13 protein-coding genes and 1 pseudogene are annotated in these 16,302 nt (G+C 72.0%); 9 read left to right on the top strand and 5 right to left on the bottom strand.

Annotated elements, in window-relative coordinates; translation table 11 throughout:
• Positions 1-25: 25 nt before the first annotated feature.
• Positions 26-1,405, bottom strand: coding sequence for an FAD-binding oxidoreductase (locus ABEA93_RS03710; protein ID WP_345673786.1), 1,380 nt, complete (start codon positions 1,403-1,405; stop codon positions 26-28).
• A 195-nt stretch (positions 1,406-1,600) separates the two neighbouring features.
• Between ABEA93_RS03710 and ABEA93_RS03705 the strand changes: the two genes are divergently transcribed.
• The gene (locus ABEA93_RS03705; protein WP_425584805.1) at positions 1,601-2,761 is read left to right on the top strand and encodes a YncE family protein; all 1,161 of its coding nucleotides are present in this window, start codon (positions 1,601-1,603) and stop codon (positions 2,759-2,761) included.
• Between the two features lie 94 nt (positions 2,762-2,855).
• Here the strand turns inward: ABEA93_RS03705 and ABEA93_RS03700 are convergent, their stop codons facing one another.
• Positions 2,856-3,098, bottom strand: a complete 243-nt coding sequence (locus tag ABEA93_RS03700) for a hypothetical protein (protein ID WP_345673784.1) — start codon at positions 3,096-3,098, stop codon at positions 2,856-2,858.
• A gap of 461 nt (positions 3,099-3,559) precedes the next feature.
• Between ABEA93_RS03700 and ABEA93_RS03695 the strand changes: the two genes are divergently transcribed.
• Together ABEA93_RS03695 and ABEA93_RS03690 are read left to right on the top strand one after the other, a co-directional pair.
• Positions 3,560-5,329: an acetyl/propionyl/methylcrotonyl-CoA carboxylase subunit alpha gene (locus ABEA93_RS03695; RefSeq protein WP_345673783.1), complete on the top strand. Its 1,770-nt coding sequence runs from the start codon at positions 3,560-3,562 to the stop codon at positions 5,327-5,329.
• A gap of 128 nt (positions 5,330-5,457) precedes the next feature.
• Positions 5,458-6,168 (top strand): hypothetical protein, encoded by a 711-nt coding sequence (locus ABEA93_RS03690; protein WP_345673782.1) that lies wholly within the window; start codon positions 5,458-5,460, stop codon positions 6,166-6,168.
• Here the strand turns inward: ABEA93_RS03690 and ABEA93_RS03685 are convergent.
• Positions 6,087-7,078 (bottom strand): annotated as a pseudogene (locus ABEA93_RS03685) (DeoR/GlpR family DNA-binding transcription regulator). The gene ABEA93_RS03690 and the pseudogene ABEA93_RS03685 overlap by 82 nt on opposite strands.
• A gap of 448 nt (positions 7,079-7,526) precedes the next feature.
• Positions 7,527-8,945, bottom strand: a complete 1,419-nt coding sequence (locus ABEA93_RS03680) for an NAD(P)H-quinone dehydrogenase (protein WP_345673781.1) — start codon at positions 8,943-8,945, stop codon at positions 7,527-7,529.
• Positions 8,946-9,001: 56 nt separating this feature from the next.
• Between ABEA93_RS03680 and ABEA93_RS03675 the strand changes: the two genes are divergently transcribed.
• From ABEA93_RS03675 to ABEA93_RS03665, 3 genes are all read left to right on the top strand, one after another.
• A complete protein-coding gene (locus ABEA93_RS03675) occupies positions 9,002-9,454 on the top strand; it encodes a gamma-glutamylcyclotransferase family protein (protein ID WP_345673780.1) in 453 nt (150 codons plus the stop codon).
• Positions 9,455-9,620: 166 nt separating this feature from the next.
• Positions 9,621-10,439, top strand: coding sequence for a purine-nucleoside phosphorylase (locus ABEA93_RS03670; RefSeq protein ID WP_345673779.1), 819 nt, complete (start codon positions 9,621-9,623; stop codon positions 10,437-10,439).
• Between the two features lie 73 nt (positions 10,440-10,512).
• Positions 10,513-12,159, top strand: a complete 1,647-nt coding sequence (locus tag ABEA93_RS03665) for a phospho-sugar mutase (protein WP_345673778.1) — start codon at positions 10,513-10,515, stop codon at positions 12,157-12,159.
• A 42-nt stretch (positions 12,160-12,201) separates the two neighbouring features.
• Here the strand turns inward: ABEA93_RS03665 and ABEA93_RS03660 are convergent, their stop codons facing one another.
• Positions 12,202-12,795, bottom strand: a complete 594-nt coding sequence (locus ABEA93_RS03660) for a PH domain-containing protein (protein WP_345673777.1) — start codon at positions 12,793-12,795, stop codon at positions 12,202-12,204.
• A gap of 206 nt (positions 12,796-13,001) precedes the next feature.
• On the opposite strand from ABEA93_RS03660, the gene deoC reads away from it, so the two are divergent.
• Genes deoC through ABEA93_RS03645 form a run of 3 tightly spaced genes read left to right on the top strand, consistent with a single transcriptional unit; the run spans position 13,002 to position 16,275 of the window.
• Positions 13,002-13,952: a deoxyribose-phosphate aldolase gene (deoC, locus tag ABEA93_RS03655; protein ID WP_345673917.1), complete on the top strand. Its 951-nt coding sequence runs from the start codon at positions 13,002-13,004 to the stop codon at positions 13,950-13,952.
• Between the two features lie 3 nt (positions 13,953-13,955).
• Entirely contained in the window at positions 13,956-15,401 is a 1,446-nt protein-coding gene (locus ABEA93_RS03650; protein ID WP_345673776.1) for an aldehyde dehydrogenase family protein, read from the top strand.
• Entirely contained in the window at positions 15,394-16,275 is an 882-nt protein-coding gene (locus ABEA93_RS03645; RefSeq protein ID WP_345673775.1) for an aldehyde dehydrogenase family protein, read from the top strand. Before ABEA93_RS03650 ends, ABEA93_RS03645 begins: the two co-directional genes overlap by 8 nt.
• The last annotated feature ends 27 nt before the right edge of the window (positions 16,276-16,302 follow it).

Below are 16,302 nucleotides of genomic sequence, written 5' to 3'. Positions count from 1 at the left end.
GGAACCCGCGGGACGGCGCCGTGCCTCATGGTGCGATGTTCTGGTTGACGTGGAACAGGTTGCCCGGGTCGTAGCGCCGCTTGACCTCGACGAGCCGGTCGTAGTGCGTGCCGTAGGAGGCCCGCACCTTGTCCTGGCGTTCGGCGTCGTCGCCGCTCAGGAAGTTGACGTAGCCGCCCGCCGCGGAGTGCGGCGCCAGGGCGTCGTGGTAGTCGCGCACCCACGCGGTCATCTCCTCGTCGCGCGCCGGGTCGTCCCAGACGCCGGGGATGACGGTGGCGAAGGTCGCGTCCCGGTGGCCCCACGCGGTCGCGTCCGGCGCGACGCGGTGGCACGCCCCGTTGATCGGGTACAGGTGCATGGTCGAGTTCACGGTCGGGACCCGCGGCCCGTACTCCAGATGCGCGGCAATGGCCTCGTCGGTCAGCTCGGTGACGAACAGGCCCTTCCAGTAGTGCCGCAGTCCCGGCGGCAGCAGCGGGTCGAAGGCGGCGTTGAGCGCGGGGTACGGCATCGGGCCGACGAACTCGGCGACCGTCGGCGCCACCTCGCGCACCGGACGCAGCACCCGTTCGGCGTCCTCCATCGCGCCCGACCAGCACGGCACCAGCGCGATGAACGTGTCGCCGACCCGGTCCTCCGGGATGAACGGCAGCGGCGGCGCGATGTGGAAGCCCGGGAACAGGCCCAGCTCTTCCGGCGCGTCCTGGATGAACTCGCGGTAGAAGCGCAGGATGTCGCCGGCGTGCTCGAGTTCGAAGAACATCGGCCCGCCGAAGATGTCGCGCAGCGGATGGAGCCGGAATTCGAACGACGTGACCACGGCGAAGTTGCCGCTGCCGCCGCGCAGCGCCCAGAACAGGTCGCCGTGCTCGTCCTCGTTCACCACCAGCAGCCGCCCCTCGGCGGTCACCACGTCGGCGGAAATCAGGTTGTCGCAGGTCAGCCCGAACCGCCGGGCCACGTGCCCGAACCCGCCGCCGAGCGTCAGCCCCGCCACGCCGGTGGTGGAGATGATGCCGCCGGTCACGCCGAGCCCGAACGCGTAGGCCGCCGCGTTGAGGTCGGCCCACGTCGCGCCCGCCTCGACCCGCGCGGTGCGGGCCACCGGGTCGATCCGCACGCCGCGCATCGCGGAGAAGTCCAGGACGACGCCGTCGTCGACGGTGCCGAAGCCGGGCACGCTGTGCGCGCCGCCGCGCACCGCGAGGTCCAGGGCGGCTTCCCGGGCGAAGTCCACGGCCGCGACGGCGTCGCCCGCGTTGGCGGCGCGCACCACGACGGCCGGGCTGCGGTCGATCATCGCGTTGTAGACGGTGCGCGCTTCCTCGTAGCCGGGGTCTTTCGGGGTGACCACCGCGCCGTGCACGCGTTCCTGCAGTCCGTTGAGTGTGGGTAGAGACATGGCCGGCCTCCGGTCGTGGGCGGCCCCTCGATCCACGCTACGCCGTACGTGGCGGATGTATAGGTCCGATGTAGACATATGGTGTAAATACGGCGCCGGAGGTTCTAATCTGAGGCGGTGTCTCGCACCCATACGTCGCGCTTCGCCGTCGCTCTGACCACCGCCGGGACGCTCGTCTTCACCCTGGGCGGGCTCATGACCTTCACCGCGTGCTCGAGCGACAGCAAACCGCCCGCACATGCGCACTCCGCTTCGCCGTCGACCGGCGTGCAGCCCGCGCTGCCGCCGCACGGCGACGTCAAGACGCAGCCGGGACTGCCGGGGATGCCCCCGGTCCTCGACCCGAACGACCTGTACGCCGCCGACCGGCCGAACCAACTCGCCGACGCGGTGAAGAACTTCCCGTCCCGGGTGTACGTTCCCAACACCGAGTCGGACACGGTGACGGTGATCGACCCGGCGACGTACCAGGTGATCGAGACCATCAAGGTCGGGCGCCAGCCGCAGCACGTCGTGCCGTCCTGGGACCTCAAAACCCTGTGGGTCAACAACGACCTGGGCAACACGCTCACCGAGATCGACCCGGCGACCGGCAAGACCGGGCCGACCGTGGACGTGCACGACCCTTACAACCTGTACTTCACGCCGGACGGCAAGTACGCGGTGGTGATGGCGTCCGCCGACCACGAGCTCGTGTTCCGCGACGCGCACACGATGGCCACCGTCAAGGAGCTGCCGGTCGGCTGCGACGGCGTCAACCACGCCGACTTCTCCCCCGACGGCCGCTACTTCATCGTCTCGTGCGAGTTCGACGGGCAGCTGCTCAAGGTCGACACCGAGAAGATGGAGATCATCGCGCGGCAGAAGCTGCCCAAGCACCACACCATGCCGCAGGACGTGAAGATCTCACCGGACGGCAGGACCTGGTACATCGCCGACATGATGAGCCACGGGATCTGGGTGCTCAACGGCGACACCTTCGGCACACCGAAGCTGATCCCGACCGGCAAGGGCACGCACGGCCTCTACATCAGCCGCGACTCCAAGTACATGTACGTGTCGAACCGCGGCGAGGGCACGATCACGCTGTGGGAGTTCACTCCGGGCGCGGAGAACGGCGGCAGGATCAACACCAAGTGGCACCTGCCCGACGGCGGCAGCCCCGACATGGGCGGCGTCTCCGCGGACGGGAAGGTGCTGTGGCTCTCGGGCCGCTACGACTCCGAGGTCTACGCGATCGACACCGCCGACGGGCACCTCATCGCCCGCATCAAGGTCGGGAAGGGCCCGCACGGTCTGGCGGTCTACCCGCAGCCGGGCCGCTACTCGCTCGGCCACACGGGCATCTTCCGGTAAGTCGTGGTTCGGCCGCCCGACGGCGGCGTGCCGCCCGTCGTGGACCGGGCCGGTCCAGGGCGGGCGGCAGACCCGCGGACCGGTCGGAATCCGGTCAGTGGCCTTCGGCCGTCCAGGTCACGGTGCCGTCGGGGTCGCGGCGCACCGCGGCTTCCAGTTCGCGCAGCCGGTCCGGATCGTTCCGGGCCGCGCCGCGGGCGCGCCACATGCGCAGCAGAGGCTGGAGTCTGCGCGTCTCGGTCCGGCGCAGATCCGCGTCGAAATCTCGGCGCAGCGGCTCGGGCAGCGAGCGGCGGATGAGGTCGACCATCTTCGGGGCGACCAGAGCGGCAACCATGGTGAACTCCCCAATTGGGTGATTTCGTTCTCCACGCTAACGCGCGGTTGCCGCCGCCGCGTTCCCGGGGAGGGCGTGGCCCGGGAGCGCGCACGAGGCAAGAACGAGGTGTAGGGAAAAGGGTATGCGGCCGGGTCCGGAAACCGCCGCCGGGTCTCCCTCCCGAGGCGCCCCGCCGCCGGCCTCCCGCTCCCCGTCGGCACCGCCGATCCGGTTGCCGACGCGGCCGACGCGCCGAAGTCCTTATAAGCGGAAGTCCCTATAAGGAAGTGCGCCGGAGTGTGACGCCCCCGATAACACCGTGCGGAATGCCCGGAGTACTTTGGGTCCATCGGCAGCGCCGCCGAAGTCCCGTCACGCATCGAGTCGACCGGGACGCCGACCTGTGACGGGGTGGGGCGGCACTGCATGTCCGCGTGCCACTCCCTAGACTCTGCCCAGTTCTAGGAGGGAGCCAGATCGTGCGCAAGGTGCTGATCGCCAACCGCGGAGAGATCGCCGTCCGCGTTGCGCGGGCCTGCAAAGACGCCGGAATCGCCAGCGTCGCCATTTACGCGGACCCGGACCGCGACGCCGTGCACGTGCGGGTGGCCGACGAGGCCCACGCGCTCGGCGGCAACACCCCGGCGGAGAGCTACCTGGACATGGCCAAGGTGCTCAAGGCCGCGGCCGACTCCGGGGCGGACGCCGTCCACCCGGGCTACGGCTTCCTGTCGGAGAACGCGGAATTCGCGCAGGCCGTGCTCGACGCCGGCCTCATCTGGATCGGCCCGCCGCCGCAGGCCATCCGCGACCTGGGCGACAAGGTCGCCGCCCGGCACATCGCCCAGCGCGCGGGCGCGCCGCTGGTCGCCGGCACCCCGGACCCGGTCTCCGGCTCCGACGAGGTCGTCGCGTTCGCCCGGGAGAACGGCCTCCCGATCGCCATCAAGGCGGCCTTCGGCGGCGGCGGCCGCGGCCTCAAGGTCGCCCGCACGCTCGAGGAGATCCCCGAGCTGTACGACTCCGCGGTCCGCGAGGCGGTCACCGCGTTCGGCCGCGGCGAGTGCTTCGTCGAGCGCTACCTCGACAAGCCGCGGCACGTCGAGACCCAGTGCCTCGCCGACCAGCACGGCAACGTGGTGGTCGTGTCGACCCGCGACTGCTCGCTGCAGCGCCGCCACCAGAAGCTGGTCGAGGAAGCCCCGGCGCCGTTCCTCAGCGAGGCGCAGATCGCCGAGCTGTACCGCGCGTCGAAGGCCATCCTCAAGGAGGCCGGCTACGTGGGTGCGGGCACCTGCGAGTTCCTCGTCGGCCAGGACGGCACGATCTCCTTCCTCGAGGTCAACACCCGCCTCCAGGTCGAGCACCCGGTCACCGAAGAGGTCGCCGGCATCGACCTGGTCCGCGAGATGTTCCGCATCGCGGACGGCGAAGAGCTGGGCTACGACGACCCGGAGCTGCGCGGCCACTCGTTCGAGTTCCGCATCAACGGCGAGGACCCGGGCCGCGGCTTCCTTCCGGCGCCCGGCGCGGTCACCGTGTGGCAGCCGCCGACAGGCCCGGGCGTGCGGCTGGACTCCGGGGTCGAGCAGGGCTCGGTCATCGGCCAGGCGTTCGACTCGCTGCTCGCGAAGCTGATCGTCACCGGCGCGACCCGCGAGCAGGCGCTGCAGCGTTCCGCGCGGGCGCTCGCCGAGTTCGGGATCGACGGCATGGCGACCGCGCTGACGTTCCACCGGCGGGTCGTCGGCGACCCGGCGTTCGCCCCCGAGGTGCACGGGTCGGCCGAGCCGTTCACCGTGCACACGCGGTGGATCGAGACCGAGTTCGACAACGACATCGCCCCGTTCGCGGGCGGTGCGGGCGACGGCGACGAGCCGGCCGAGCGCGAGACCGTCGTCGTCGAGGTCAACGGCAAGCGCGTCGAGGTCACCCTCCCGGCGGGTCTGGGCGCGTCCGGCGCGGCCGCGGCCGGCCCGGCGAAGAAGGCCCCGAAGCGCGCGGGCGCGAAGAAGGCCGGTGCGGCCGCCTCGGGCGACGCCCTCGCCAGCCCGATGCAGGGCACCATCGTCAAGGTCGCCGTCGAGGAGGGCCAGGAGGTTGCCGAGGGCGACCTGATCGTGGTCCTGGAGGCGATGAAGATGGAGCAGCCGCTGAACGCGCACCGCGCGGGCACGGTCAAGGGCCTGGCCGCCGAGGTCGGCGCCACGGTCACCAGCGGCGCGGTCCTCTGCGAGATCAAGGACTGACCCGCCCGCAGCACCCGGAACACCGCGGCCCCCGTCCGAACCGGACGGGGGCCGCGCCGCGTTCGCCGGGGCGGGCGTCGCGCGGTGGGGCCGGAGTGGGCGGGAGTGCGGCGGAGTACCTTCGGAGGATGCCGACACCGCGCCCGGGATGGCGTCAGTGGATACCTCGTCCGCATGTCCCCCTGCCCGTGCACCGGTGGCTCTCCCCCGGACCGGCCAGACACGAGCCCACGCCCGAGGAAGTCGCCACGCTGGCCGCGATGCAGGCCGCGCTCGGCCGGATGGCCGACGCGGTGCGCTCCGAAGTGACCGCGGTCGGCGAGCTGCTCGCCGTCGTCGAGTTCCCGCCGGAGCCCGCGCCGGACGTGCACAAGGCGCTGTCCCGGGCGCTCGATGCGTACGACGCCGCCGGGCGGCTCATGGACGACGTGGCCGACCTCGTCGAACTCGCGGGCGTCGCCGTCCTCGCGGGCGACGCGCGCGTGTCGCTGGCGGTGGCCGCCGCCCGCTACCGGCACGAACCGCTCCCCGCCCTGCCGCGGCCGTGCTTCTTCAACCCGCTGCACGGGCGTTCGGACCGCACCGCGGAATGGCGGACCGGCTACAAGACCACGCTCAAAGTCCCCGCCTGCACCCGGTGCCGCAAGGCGATCCGCCGCGGCGACGCACCCGCCCACCTCGCGGACCGGGCGCCCGACGGGCGGATCGTGCCGTACTACGCGGTGGACCCTGCCGTGTCCGTGTGGTCGGCGACCGGCTACGGCACCTTCCACGACGACCTGGCCGCCCGCATCCAGCGCGGCGAGCACCGCAAGCGCCGCCGCACGCACCGGTCCTGACGGCCCGTCAGGCCGAGCTCCGGCGGGCCCGTGGCGGCGGGCCCCCGGCACCGGCCGTGCGACGGCCAGGGCGCGCTCACAGCCTTCGGTCGCGCCCGTCCGGCCCCGCCCCGGCGTGGTCCACGCCGAGCAGCCGGTCCCCGTTGATCTCGGTACGCGCCCCCGGCACCGCACGCTGCGGCAGATGCGCCGTGTGGATCTGCACGCCGATCTCGGCGAGTGCGGACAGTTCCGCGGACGGAGCGTCCTCGTCGGTCACCAAGTGCGTGATGCGTTCCGACGCCACGGTCTGGAACATCGTGTCGACCCCGATCTTGGTGTGGTCGACCATCACCACGACCTCGTGGGCGGCCTGCACGAGCGCCCGGTCCACGCTCGCGGAGAGCATGTTCGGCGTGGACAGGCCGCGTTCCGCGGTCAGCCCGTTGCCGGACACGAACGCCCGGCGCACCCGCAGCCCGGACAGCGCCTGTTCGGCACCGCTGCCGACCAGCGCGTACGACGAGCCGCGCAGCGTCCCGCCGGTCATGACCACCTCGACGCGGTTGGCGTGCGCGAGGACTTGGGCGACGAGAAGGGAGTTGGTGACGACGGTGAGGCCGGGGATGCGGGCCAGTCTCCGGGCCAGCTCCTGCGTGGTTGTTCCCGCGCCCACGACGACCGCGTCTCCCTCGTCGACCAGCGACACGGCGAGATCGGCGATCGCGGCCTTCTCCGCGGCGGCGAGATGGGTCTTCTGCGAGTAGCTGGGCTCCCGCGCGAGTCCACCGGGCAGCACCGCACCGCCGTGCCTGCGGTCGAGAAGCCCCTCGGCTTCCAACGCACGCACGTCCCGGCGGACTGTCACCTCGGACGTCTGGACCACCCGGGCGAGTTCCCTCAGGGACACCGCTCCGTTGGCCCGCACCATTTCCAGAATCAACTGACGACGCTCAGCAGCGAACACGTGACGAAGGTAACGCGACCGACCACCTCTTTTCAGCCGGTTGCAGGTCTTACCCAAACTTGTTCACCAAGATGATGAGGATCCGGGGCATTCAGGGCAGCGAAAGTCGGCGGTGAACGGGCTCGAAGCCGCGGAACACCGCATCCGGGAGGCGCGTATTCGCCGAACGGGGCTGTCCCCACCATGCCCACAGCGCCCGCGAAATCGCTTGCGGTCGTGTCGTGCCCATCCGTGCACACACGTGACCACTCCGAAACGAGTATGCGCGCTTGGCGAGCGCGGTCGCGCGTGTTCCCGGAAAGCCACCCGATCGAGTGGAGAACACCCGGACGCCGCAAGGAAATAGCGAGGCCGCGACTCCCCGCTCGGGAATCGCGGCCTTGTCACGGTGCGGCGGTACGGACCCGGTCGATCAGACCCGGTCGCGGCGGTGCAGGCGGCGCGCCGCCTCGGCGAGCGAACCGGACAGCGACGGGTACACCGTGAAGGCGTTCGCCACCTGATCGACCGTCAGGTGCAGGTCGACGGCGAGCGACACCGCGTGGATCAGCTCGCTCGCGCGCGGCGCGACGACCACGCCGCCGACCACGATGCCGGTGCCCGGACGGCAGAACAGCTTCACGAAGCCGTCGTGGATGCCCTGCATCTTCGCGCGCGGGTTGCGCGACAGCGGCATCTTCACCGTGTGCGCGTCGATCTCGCCCGAGTCGATCGCGGCCTGCGAATAGCCGCAGGTGGCGATCTCCGGGTCGGTGAACACGTTGGACGCCACGGCCTTGAGGTCCAGCGGCGAGACCGCGTCGCCGAGCATGTGGTACATCGCGATGCGGCCCTGCATCGCGGCGACCGACGCGAGGGCGAACACGCCGGTGCAGTCGCCGGCCGCGTAGACGCCGTTCGCGGTGGTGCGCGACACCCGGTCGACCCGCACGTGCCCGGAGTCCTTGAGGAAGACCCCGGACTCCTCCAGGCCGATGCCCTGCGTGTTCGGCACCGCGCCGACCGCCATGAGGCAGTGGCTGCCCTCCAGGGTCTGGCCGTCGGCCAGGTGGACGATCACGCTGTCCCCGAGCCGCTCGACGCGCTCGGCTCGCGACCGGCCCATGACCCGCATGCCGCGGCGCTTGAACACGCTCTCCAGCACCTCGGCCGCGTCCGGGTCCTCGCCGGGCAGCACGCGGTCGCGGCTGGAGACGAGCGTCACCTTCGACCCGAGGGCCTGGTAGGCGCCGGCGAACTCGGCGCCGGTGACACCCGAGCCGACCACGATGAGTTCGCGCGGCAGCTCGGTGAGGCCGTAGACCTGCTTCCAGTCCAGGATCCGCTCGCCGTCCGGCACCGCGCCGGGCAGCACGCGCGGGGTGGCCCCGGTGGAGATCAGGATCGCGTCCGCCTCCAGCGTCTCGGTGGTGCCGTCCTCCAGCTCGGCGACCACACGGCGCGGCCCGTCTAGCCGGCCGGAGCCGCGCAGCAGGTCGACCCCGGCGCGGCGCAGGCCGTTGGCGATGTCGACGGACTGGGCCTGGGCCAGCTCCAGCACACGCTTGTTGACCACGTCCAGGTCGACGCCGACCTTCGGCCGGTCGAGCGTGCCGGGCGTGCCGTCGTCCACGTAGATGCCGAGTTCCTGGTGGGAATCGGCGAAGTTGGTCATGACTTCCGCGGTCGCGATCAGGGTCTTGGACGGCACGCAGTCCGTCAGGACCGCGGCACCGCCCACGCCGTCGCGCTCGACCACGGTCACTTCGGCCCCGAGCTGCGCGGCGACCAGCGCCGACTCATAGCCCCCGGGGCCGCCACCAACGATCACTATGCGAGTCACGCGTCCCATCCTCTCTTATGTGGCGAGTCTCTCCCATCGCAGGGCGCCGCGTAGGATGCGGAACCATGCCCCTCTACGCCGCGTACGCAAGCAACCTCGACGCGCGGCAGATGGCACGGCGCGCTCCCCACTCCCCGCTCCGCGTCACCGGCTGGCTGCCGGGCTGGCGCCTCACGTTCGGCGGCGAGCAGTTGGGCTGGGAGGGCTCCCTTGCCACCGTGGTCGAGGACGAGATTTCGCAGGTGTTCGTCGCGCTGTACGACCTGACCGACGCGGACGAGGACGCCCTCGACCGCTGGGAAGGCGAGTCGCTCGGCCTGTACCGGAAGGCCAAGGTGCGCGTCGAGACCCTGTTCGGCGAGGAACTCGCCTGGCTGTACGTCCTCAACGACTACGAGGGCGGCCTCCCGTCCGCACGCTACCTCGGCATGGTCGCCGAAGCGGCGGAATCCGCGGGCGCGCCCGACGACTACGTCAAGGAACTCCGCACCCGCCCGTGCGGCTCCGTGGGGATGTAGCCACGCCACGCACATCGACCGCCCCGCCACCCTCCGGTGGCGGGGCCGGACGTGCTGCGGGCGAGCGGCGCGGCACCCCGATGTTTTCGGCATCGATTGCGACACGATCTCTACGCGCATAGACCCCAAGCGCCTGGATCGACACCCCACCATTTACGCTCACGGTGTGAACGCTTCCGACGCCATTCTCAGCACCGACCCGGCCGCCGCCGCGGACGCCGCCGCCCGGCGTCTCGCGGAGATCACCGGCACTCCCCGCCACGACATCGCGCTGGTGATGGGGTCCGGCTGGGTCCCCGCCGCGGACATGCTCGGCACCGCCGACCACGAGTTCCCGGTCACCGACCTGCCCGGCTTCCCGCCGCCCGCGGTCGCGGGCCACGCGGGCACCATCCGGTCGATCGCCGTCGGCGACCGGCGCGCCCTGGTGTTCCTCGGACGCACCCACCTGTACGAGGGCCGCGGCGTCGCCTCGGTCGTGCACGGCGTCCGCACCGCCGTCGCGGCGGGCTGCCGGACGGTCGTGCTGACCAACGGCTGCGGCGGGCTGCGCCCGACGTTCACCCCGGGCCAGCCGGTGCTGATCTCCGACCACATCAACCTCACCGCGACGTCGCCGATCGTCGGCGCGAACTTCGTGGACCTGACCGACCTGTACGCGCCGCGCCTGCGCGAGCTGTGCCGCGAGGTCGAGCCGAGCCTCGAAGAAGGCGTCTACGTGCAGTTCCCCGGGCCGCACTACGAGACGCCCGCGGAAATCGGGATGGTCCGCGCCATCGGCGGGCACCTGGTCGGCATGTCCACGACGCTCGAGGCCATCGCGGCCCGTGAGGCCGGCGCCGAGGTGCTCGGCATCTCGCTGGTGACCAACCTGGCCGCGGGCATGACCGGCGAGCCGCTCAACCACGAAGAGGTCCTGGAAGCCGGCCGCACGTCCGCGGTGCGGATGGGCCGCCTGCTGGCCGAGGTGCTCCCCCGGATCTAGGCCGCTTCCGTCTGCGGCTGCGCGGCGCGGCCCCCTCTTCCCGGCCTTTCCCCTTCCCGACAGGAGACCGCCCTTGAGTGACGTCGCCGAGGCCGCCCGCGCGTGGCTGGCCGAGGACCCCGACCCGGACACCCGCGCGGAGCTGCGGCGGCTGCTCGACGCGGACGACCGCGCCGCGCTGGCCGACCGGTTCGCCGGGATGCTGCAGTTCGGCACCGCGGGACTGCGCGGCGAACTCGGCGCCGGGCCCAACCGGATGAACCGGGCGGTGGTGATCCGGGCGGCGGCGGGACTCGCCGCCTACCTGAACGCCACCAACCCGGGCACGGTGGTCGTCGGGTTCGACGCCCGGCACAAGTCGGACGTGTTCGCGCGCGACACCGCCGCGGTCATGGAGGCCGCCGGGCTGCACGCACTGGTCCTGCCGCGGCCGCTGCCGACGCCCGTGCTGGCGTACGCGATCCGCCACTTGGGCTGCGTCGCGGGCGTGATGGTGACGGCGAGCCACAACCCGCCGCGCGACAACGGCTACAAGGTGTACCTGGGCGACGGCTCGCAGATCGTGCCGCCCGCCGACGAGGAGATCGCCGCGCGGATCGCCGCGGTCGGCTCCCTGGCCGACGTGCCGATGGCGGACGGCGGCTGGGAGATCCTCAGCGAGGCGCTGCTGGACGCCTACCTGGACCGCGCGGCGGGCGTGGTGCGTCCGGACGGGCCGCGCGACGTGCGGATCGTGCACACCGCGATGCACGGGGTCGGCGGCGCGGTGATGCTCAGCGCGTTCGAGCGCGCGGGCTTCCCGGTGCCGACCGTGGTGGCGGCGCAGGCCGAGCCGGACCCGGATTTCCCGACGGTCGCGTTCCCGAACCCGGAGGAGCCGGGCGCGATGGACCTCGCGTTCGAGACCGCCGCGGCCGCGGACGCCGACCTGGTGATCGCCAACGACCCGGACGCCGACCGCTGCGCGGTCGCGGTGCCCGACCCGGCGGTGCAGGGCGGCTGGCGGATGCTGCGCGGCGACGAGGTCGGCGCGCTGCTCGGCGTGGAGATCGCCCGGCGGGCCGGCGGGACGGGGGTGCTGGCCACCACAATCGTGTCGTCGTCGCTGCTGGGCCCGGTCGCGGAGCGCTTCGGCCTGGACTACGTGGAGACGCTGACCGGCTTCAAGTGGCTGGCACGTGTTCCGAACCTGACGTTCGCCTACGAAGAGGCCCTCGGCTACTGCGTCGACCCGGACGGCGTCCGCGACAAGGACGGCGTGTCGGCCGCGCTCATGATCGCCGAGCTGGCCGCCGCCGCGAAGCGCGAGGGCCGGACGCTCCTCGACCTGCTGGACCGGATCGCCATCGAGTTCGGCCTGCACGCGACCGACCAGTACGCGGTGCGCGTCGACAAGCTCGAACTGATCGCCGACGGGATGGCCCGGCTGCGCGCCACCCCGCCGACCGAGCTGGGCGGCCTGCGCGTGGCCCGCGTCGACGACCTCGCGGCGGGCTCCGCCGACCTGCCCCCGACCGACGGCCTGCGCTACACCCTGGCCGGCGCGGACGACGTCGCCTCGGCCCGGATCGTGGTCCGCCCCAGCGGCACCGAGCCGAAGCTGAAGGGCTACCTCCAGGTCGTGGTGCCGGTGCACAGCCAGGTCGCCGAGGCCCGGCGCGTTGCGTCGGTGACGCTGGCCGAACTCACGAGGGATCTGGCGGCGGCGCTGGGCATGTGACGCCGCGGGCCGCCGCGCTCCGACTCGGCCGTCCCGGCCGGCTCAGAGCGCGGCGGCCACCGCCGCCAGCACGATGCCGACGACGATCGGCGCGAGGACAGGCAGGTACCAGACGGCCTTGACGTCGCCGGTCGACTCCTTGGCGAACTGCTCGGCCATGCCGCGCAGGTCGGCGAGGGCGTGGTCGGCGACCGCGGCCTGCGGGATGTAGTGCACGGAGCTGTGGCCACGGTCCATCGGGTCTTCGGCGGTCGCGCGGGCGTTGGCGCGCAGGGCGCGCTTGCGTTCGCGGAGCGACACCGGGATCGCCCAGATGTGGAACGACTTGCCTTGTGCGCGGACTTCCAGCGAGTACTCGGCGCGGATCTCGTCGATCGCGCCCCACGGGATCTCGATGCCGCGGAACGGGTTGCGGATGACCAGGCGCTCCGGGCCGGCGAAGACCGCCGCACGGAGGGTCAGCGCGAAGACCACCGTGCCGAGCGCCAGGACCACGCCGATCACCATGAGGGCGGTCCGTCCGCTGCCGCGCACGAGGGTGTCGATCATCAGCCACAGGCCCACCGCCAGTAGCACGACCCCGGTGAACGCGGCCGGCTTGGACCGGTAGGAGGTGACGCCCTCGTCGTTGCTCATGGGCCGGATTGTGCCGCACGAAGGCGTACCGTCGAAACGTACCGCCGTATATGTGTTCTTTGGGTGATCACCCGATTGCAGAAACGTCCCGTCGGGATGACGCCGTCGAGGCACCGGGAAAGCACCGGGGAGCACGTCGCGGCACCGGAACGCGCGCTGCGGCCCATGACAGGCGCTACGCGTGTAGATATGCTCATGTGGTGACCATGCTGTCTGCCTTCCCTGCCGACCCGGTCGAGGTGACGTCCTCCGAGGCGGCCTTGACCCGGTTCCTCCACGGGCTTCCCGGCATCGACAAGGTGGGGGCCGAGTCCCGCGCCGCGATGCTCGGGACGCGCTCGATCAAGAAGGACGCCAAGGCGTTCGCGATCGACCTCGCCATCTCGATGATCGACCTGACCACGCTGGAGGGCGCCGACACCCCCGGAAAGGTCCGGTCGCTGTGCGCCAAGGCGCTGCACCCGGATCCGGGCACGCCCGGCACCCCGCGCCCGGCCGCCATCTGCGTCTACCCCGACCTGGTCGCCGAGGCCAAGCAGGCCCTCGGCAGCGCGCCCGTCAAGGTCGCGTCGGTCGCCACCGCCTTCCCGTCCGGGCGCGCCGCGCTCGACGTGAAGCTCGCCGACGTCGCCACCGCGGTGGCCGCGGGTGCGGACGAGATCGACATGGTCATCGATCGCGGCGCCTTCCTGTCCGGCCGGTACCAGGCGGTCTTCGACGAGATCGTCGCGGTCAAGGCGGCCTGCGGCAGCGCGCACCTGAAAGTCATCCTGGAGACCGGCGAGCTGGTGACGTACGACAACGTCCGCCGGGCCTCGTGGCTGGGCATGCTCGCCGGAGCCGACTTCATCAAGACGTCCACCGGCAAGGTCGCCACCAACGCGACGCTCCCGGTCACGCTGGTGATGCTCGAAGCGGTGCGCGACTTCCGCGCGGCGACCGGCCGCCAGATCGGCGTCAAGCCCGCGGGCGGCATCCGCACCACCAAGGACGCCATCAAGTACCTCGTCCTGGTGAACGAGACCGCCGGCCCGGACTGGCTGACCCCCGACTGGTTCCGCCTGGGCGCCTCCAGCCTGCTCAACGACCTGCTCATGCAGCGCCACAAGCAGGCCACCGGCCGCTACTCCGGCCCCGACTACGTGACGGTGGACTGACCCGTGACTGCCTCCCGCAACCCCTTCGCCTACGCCCCGGCCCCGGAGTCCCGCGCCGCGGCCGACATCGCGTCGTCGTACGGCCTGTTCGTCGACGGCAAGTTCACCGAAGCCGCGGACGGCGGCACGCTCAAGACCGTCAACCCGGCCACCGAGGAGGTCCTGTCCGAGGTCGCCGTCGGCGGCGAAGCGGACGTCGACCGTGCGGTCAAGGCGGCCCGCAAGGCCTTCCGCACCTGGTCCGCGCTGCCCGGCAGCGAGCGCGCCAAGTACCTGTTCCGCATCGCGCGCCTCGTGCAGGAGCACGCCCGCGAACTCGCGGTGCTGGAAACGCTGGACAACGGCAAGCCGATCCGCGAATCGCGCGACGTCGACATCCCGCTGGTCGCCGCGCACTTCTTCCACTACGCGGGCTGGGCCGACAAGCTCGCGCACGCCGGCTTCGGGGCCGACCCGAAGCCGCTCGGCGTGGCCGGACAGGTCATCCCGTGGAACTTCCCGCTGCTGATGCTCGCGTGGAAGATCGCCCCGGCGCTCGCCGCGGGCAACACGGTGGTCCTCAAGCCCGCCGAGACGACGCCGCTCACCGCGCTGCGCTTCGCGGAGATCTGCGTCGAGGCCGGGCTGCCCGCGGGCGTCGTCAACATCGTGACCGGCGCGGGCGACACCGGCCGCGCGGTCGTCGCGCACCCGGACGTCGACAAGATCGCGTTCACCGGCTCGACCGAGGTCGGCAAGCAGATCCTGCGCACCGTCGCGGGCACCGGCAAGAAGTTGACCCTCGAACTCGGCGGCAAGGCCGCGAACATCGTCTACGACGACGCCGCGCTCGACTCGGCCGTCGAAGGCATCGTCAACGGCATCTTCTTCAACCAGGGCCAGGTGTGCTGCGCCGGATCGCGGCTGCTCGTGCAGGAGTCCGTCGCCGACGAGGTCCTGCACATGCTGACCCGCCGCCTGGGCACCCTGCGTCTCGGCGACCCGATGGACAAGAACACCGATGTGGGCGCGATCAACTCGGCCGAGCAGCTCGACCGCATCACGCGCCTGGTCAACGCCGGCGACGAGGAAGGCGCCGAGCGCTGGACGGCGCCGTGCGAGATCCCCGCGAAGGGCTTCTGGTTCCCGCCGACCGTGTTCACCGGCGTGACGCAGGCGCACCGCATCGCGCGCGAGGAGATCTTCGGCCCGGTGCTGTCCGTGCTGACGTTCCGCACCCCGGCCGAGGCCGTCGAGAAGGCCAACAACACGCCGTACGGCCTGTCCGCGGGCGTGTGGACGGAGAAGGGCGCCAAGGCCCTGTGGACGGCGCAGCGGCTCCGCGCGGGCGTCGTGTGGACGAACACCTTCAACCGCTTCGACCCGGCGTCGCCGTTCGGCGGCTTCAAGGAATCCGGATTCGGCCGTGAGGGTGGCCGCCACGGGCTGGAGGCCTACCTCGATGTCTGAGTCTCGTCTGGCGGTCAACAAGACCTACAAGCTGTACATCGGGGGCAAGTTCCCCCGCTCCGAGAGCGGACGGGTGTACGCCGTGACCGACACGAAGGACCGGCCGGTGGCGAACGCGCCGCGCGGCACCCGCAAGGACGCCCGCGACGCGGTGGTCGCCGCGCGCAAGGCGTACCCGGGCTGGTCGGGCGCGACGGCGTTCAACCGCGGGCAGGTGCTGTACCGGATCGCCGAGATGCTGGAGGCGCGCCGCGAGGAGTACGCGTCCGAGGTGTCGGCGGCGGAGGGCGTGGGCCGCAACAAGGCGCTGGCGCTCGTCGACGCGTCCGTGGACCGCTGGGTCTGGTACGCGGGCTGGACGGACAAGCTCGCGCAGGTGGCCGGCGGCGCGAACCCGGTGGCGGGGCCGTACGCGAACTGGTCCACGCCGGAGCCGACCGGCGTGGTCGCCGTGCTCGCCCCGCGGAAGTCGTCGCTGCTCGGGCTGACCAGCGTGGTGGCGCCGGTGATCGCAACCGGGAACACCGCGGTGGTGCTGGCGTCCGAGCAGGCGCCGCTGCCCGCGCTGGCGTTCGGCGAGGTGCTGGGCGTGTCCGACGTGCCGGGCGGTGTGGTGAACATCCTCAGCGGTCCGCTCGCCGAGGTGGCGCCGTGGCTGGCCGCGCACCAGGACGTCAACGCGATCGACCTGGCGGGCGCGTCGCACAACGCCGGGGTGGCGTCGGTGCGCGACCTGGAGGTCGCCGCCGCGGACAACCTCAAGCGCGTGCTGCGGCCGGACGCCAAGGAGCCGGACTGGACGGCCGACCCGGGCGTGGCGCGGATGCTCGCGTTCACCGAGACCCGTACGGTCTGGCACCCGACCGGGAGCTGACCGGCGGACGGAACGGGCCGGGCGGCC

This window comes from Yinghuangia aomiensis (assembly GCF_039542225.1).
In the GTDB taxonomy this organism is placed as follows: domain Bacteria; phylum Actinomycetota; class Actinomycetes; order Streptomycetales; family Streptomycetaceae; genus Yinghuangia; species Yinghuangia aomiensis.
The sequence above is the reverse complement of the archived record's forward strand: the minus strand, read 5'-3'. Positions and strand labels throughout refer to the sequence as shown.

Bases quoted from the DNA above. Each gene is read 5' to 3' on its own strand.
- ABEA93_RS03710 (WP_345673786.1), bottom strand. From the start codon at position 1,405: ATGTCTCTACCCACACTCAACGGACTGCAGGAACGCGTGCACGGCGCG.
- ABEA93_RS03705 (WP_425584805.1), top strand. From the start codon at position 1,601: ATGACCTTCACCGCGTGCTCGAGCGACAGCAAACCGCCCGCACATGCG.
- ABEA93_RS03700 (WP_345673784.1), bottom strand. From the start codon at position 3,098: ATGGTTGCCGCTCTGGTCGCCCCGAAGATGGTCGACCTCATCCGCCGC.
- ABEA93_RS03690 (WP_345673782.1), top strand. From the start codon at position 5,458: ATGCCGACACCGCGCCCGGGATGGCGTCAGTGGATACCTCGTCCGCAT.
- ABEA93_RS03680 (WP_345673781.1), bottom strand. From the start codon at position 8,945: ATGGGACGCGTGACTCGCATAGTGATCGTTGGTGGCGGCCCCGGGGGC.
- ABEA93_RS03675 (WP_345673780.1), top strand. From the start codon at position 9,002: ATGCCCCTCTACGCCGCGTACGCAAGCAACCTCGACGCGCGGCAGATG.
- ABEA93_RS03660 (WP_345673777.1), bottom strand. From the start codon at position 12,795: ATGAGCAACGACGAGGGCGTCACCTCCTACCGGTCCAAGCCGGCCGCG.
- deoC (WP_345673917.1), top strand. From the start codon at position 13,002: ATGCTGTCTGCCTTCCCTGCCGACCCGGTCGAGGTGACGTCCTCCGAG.
- ABEA93_RS03645 (WP_345673775.1), top strand. From the start codon at position 15,394: ATGTCTGAGTCTCGTCTGGCGGTCAACAAGACCTACAAGCTGTACATC.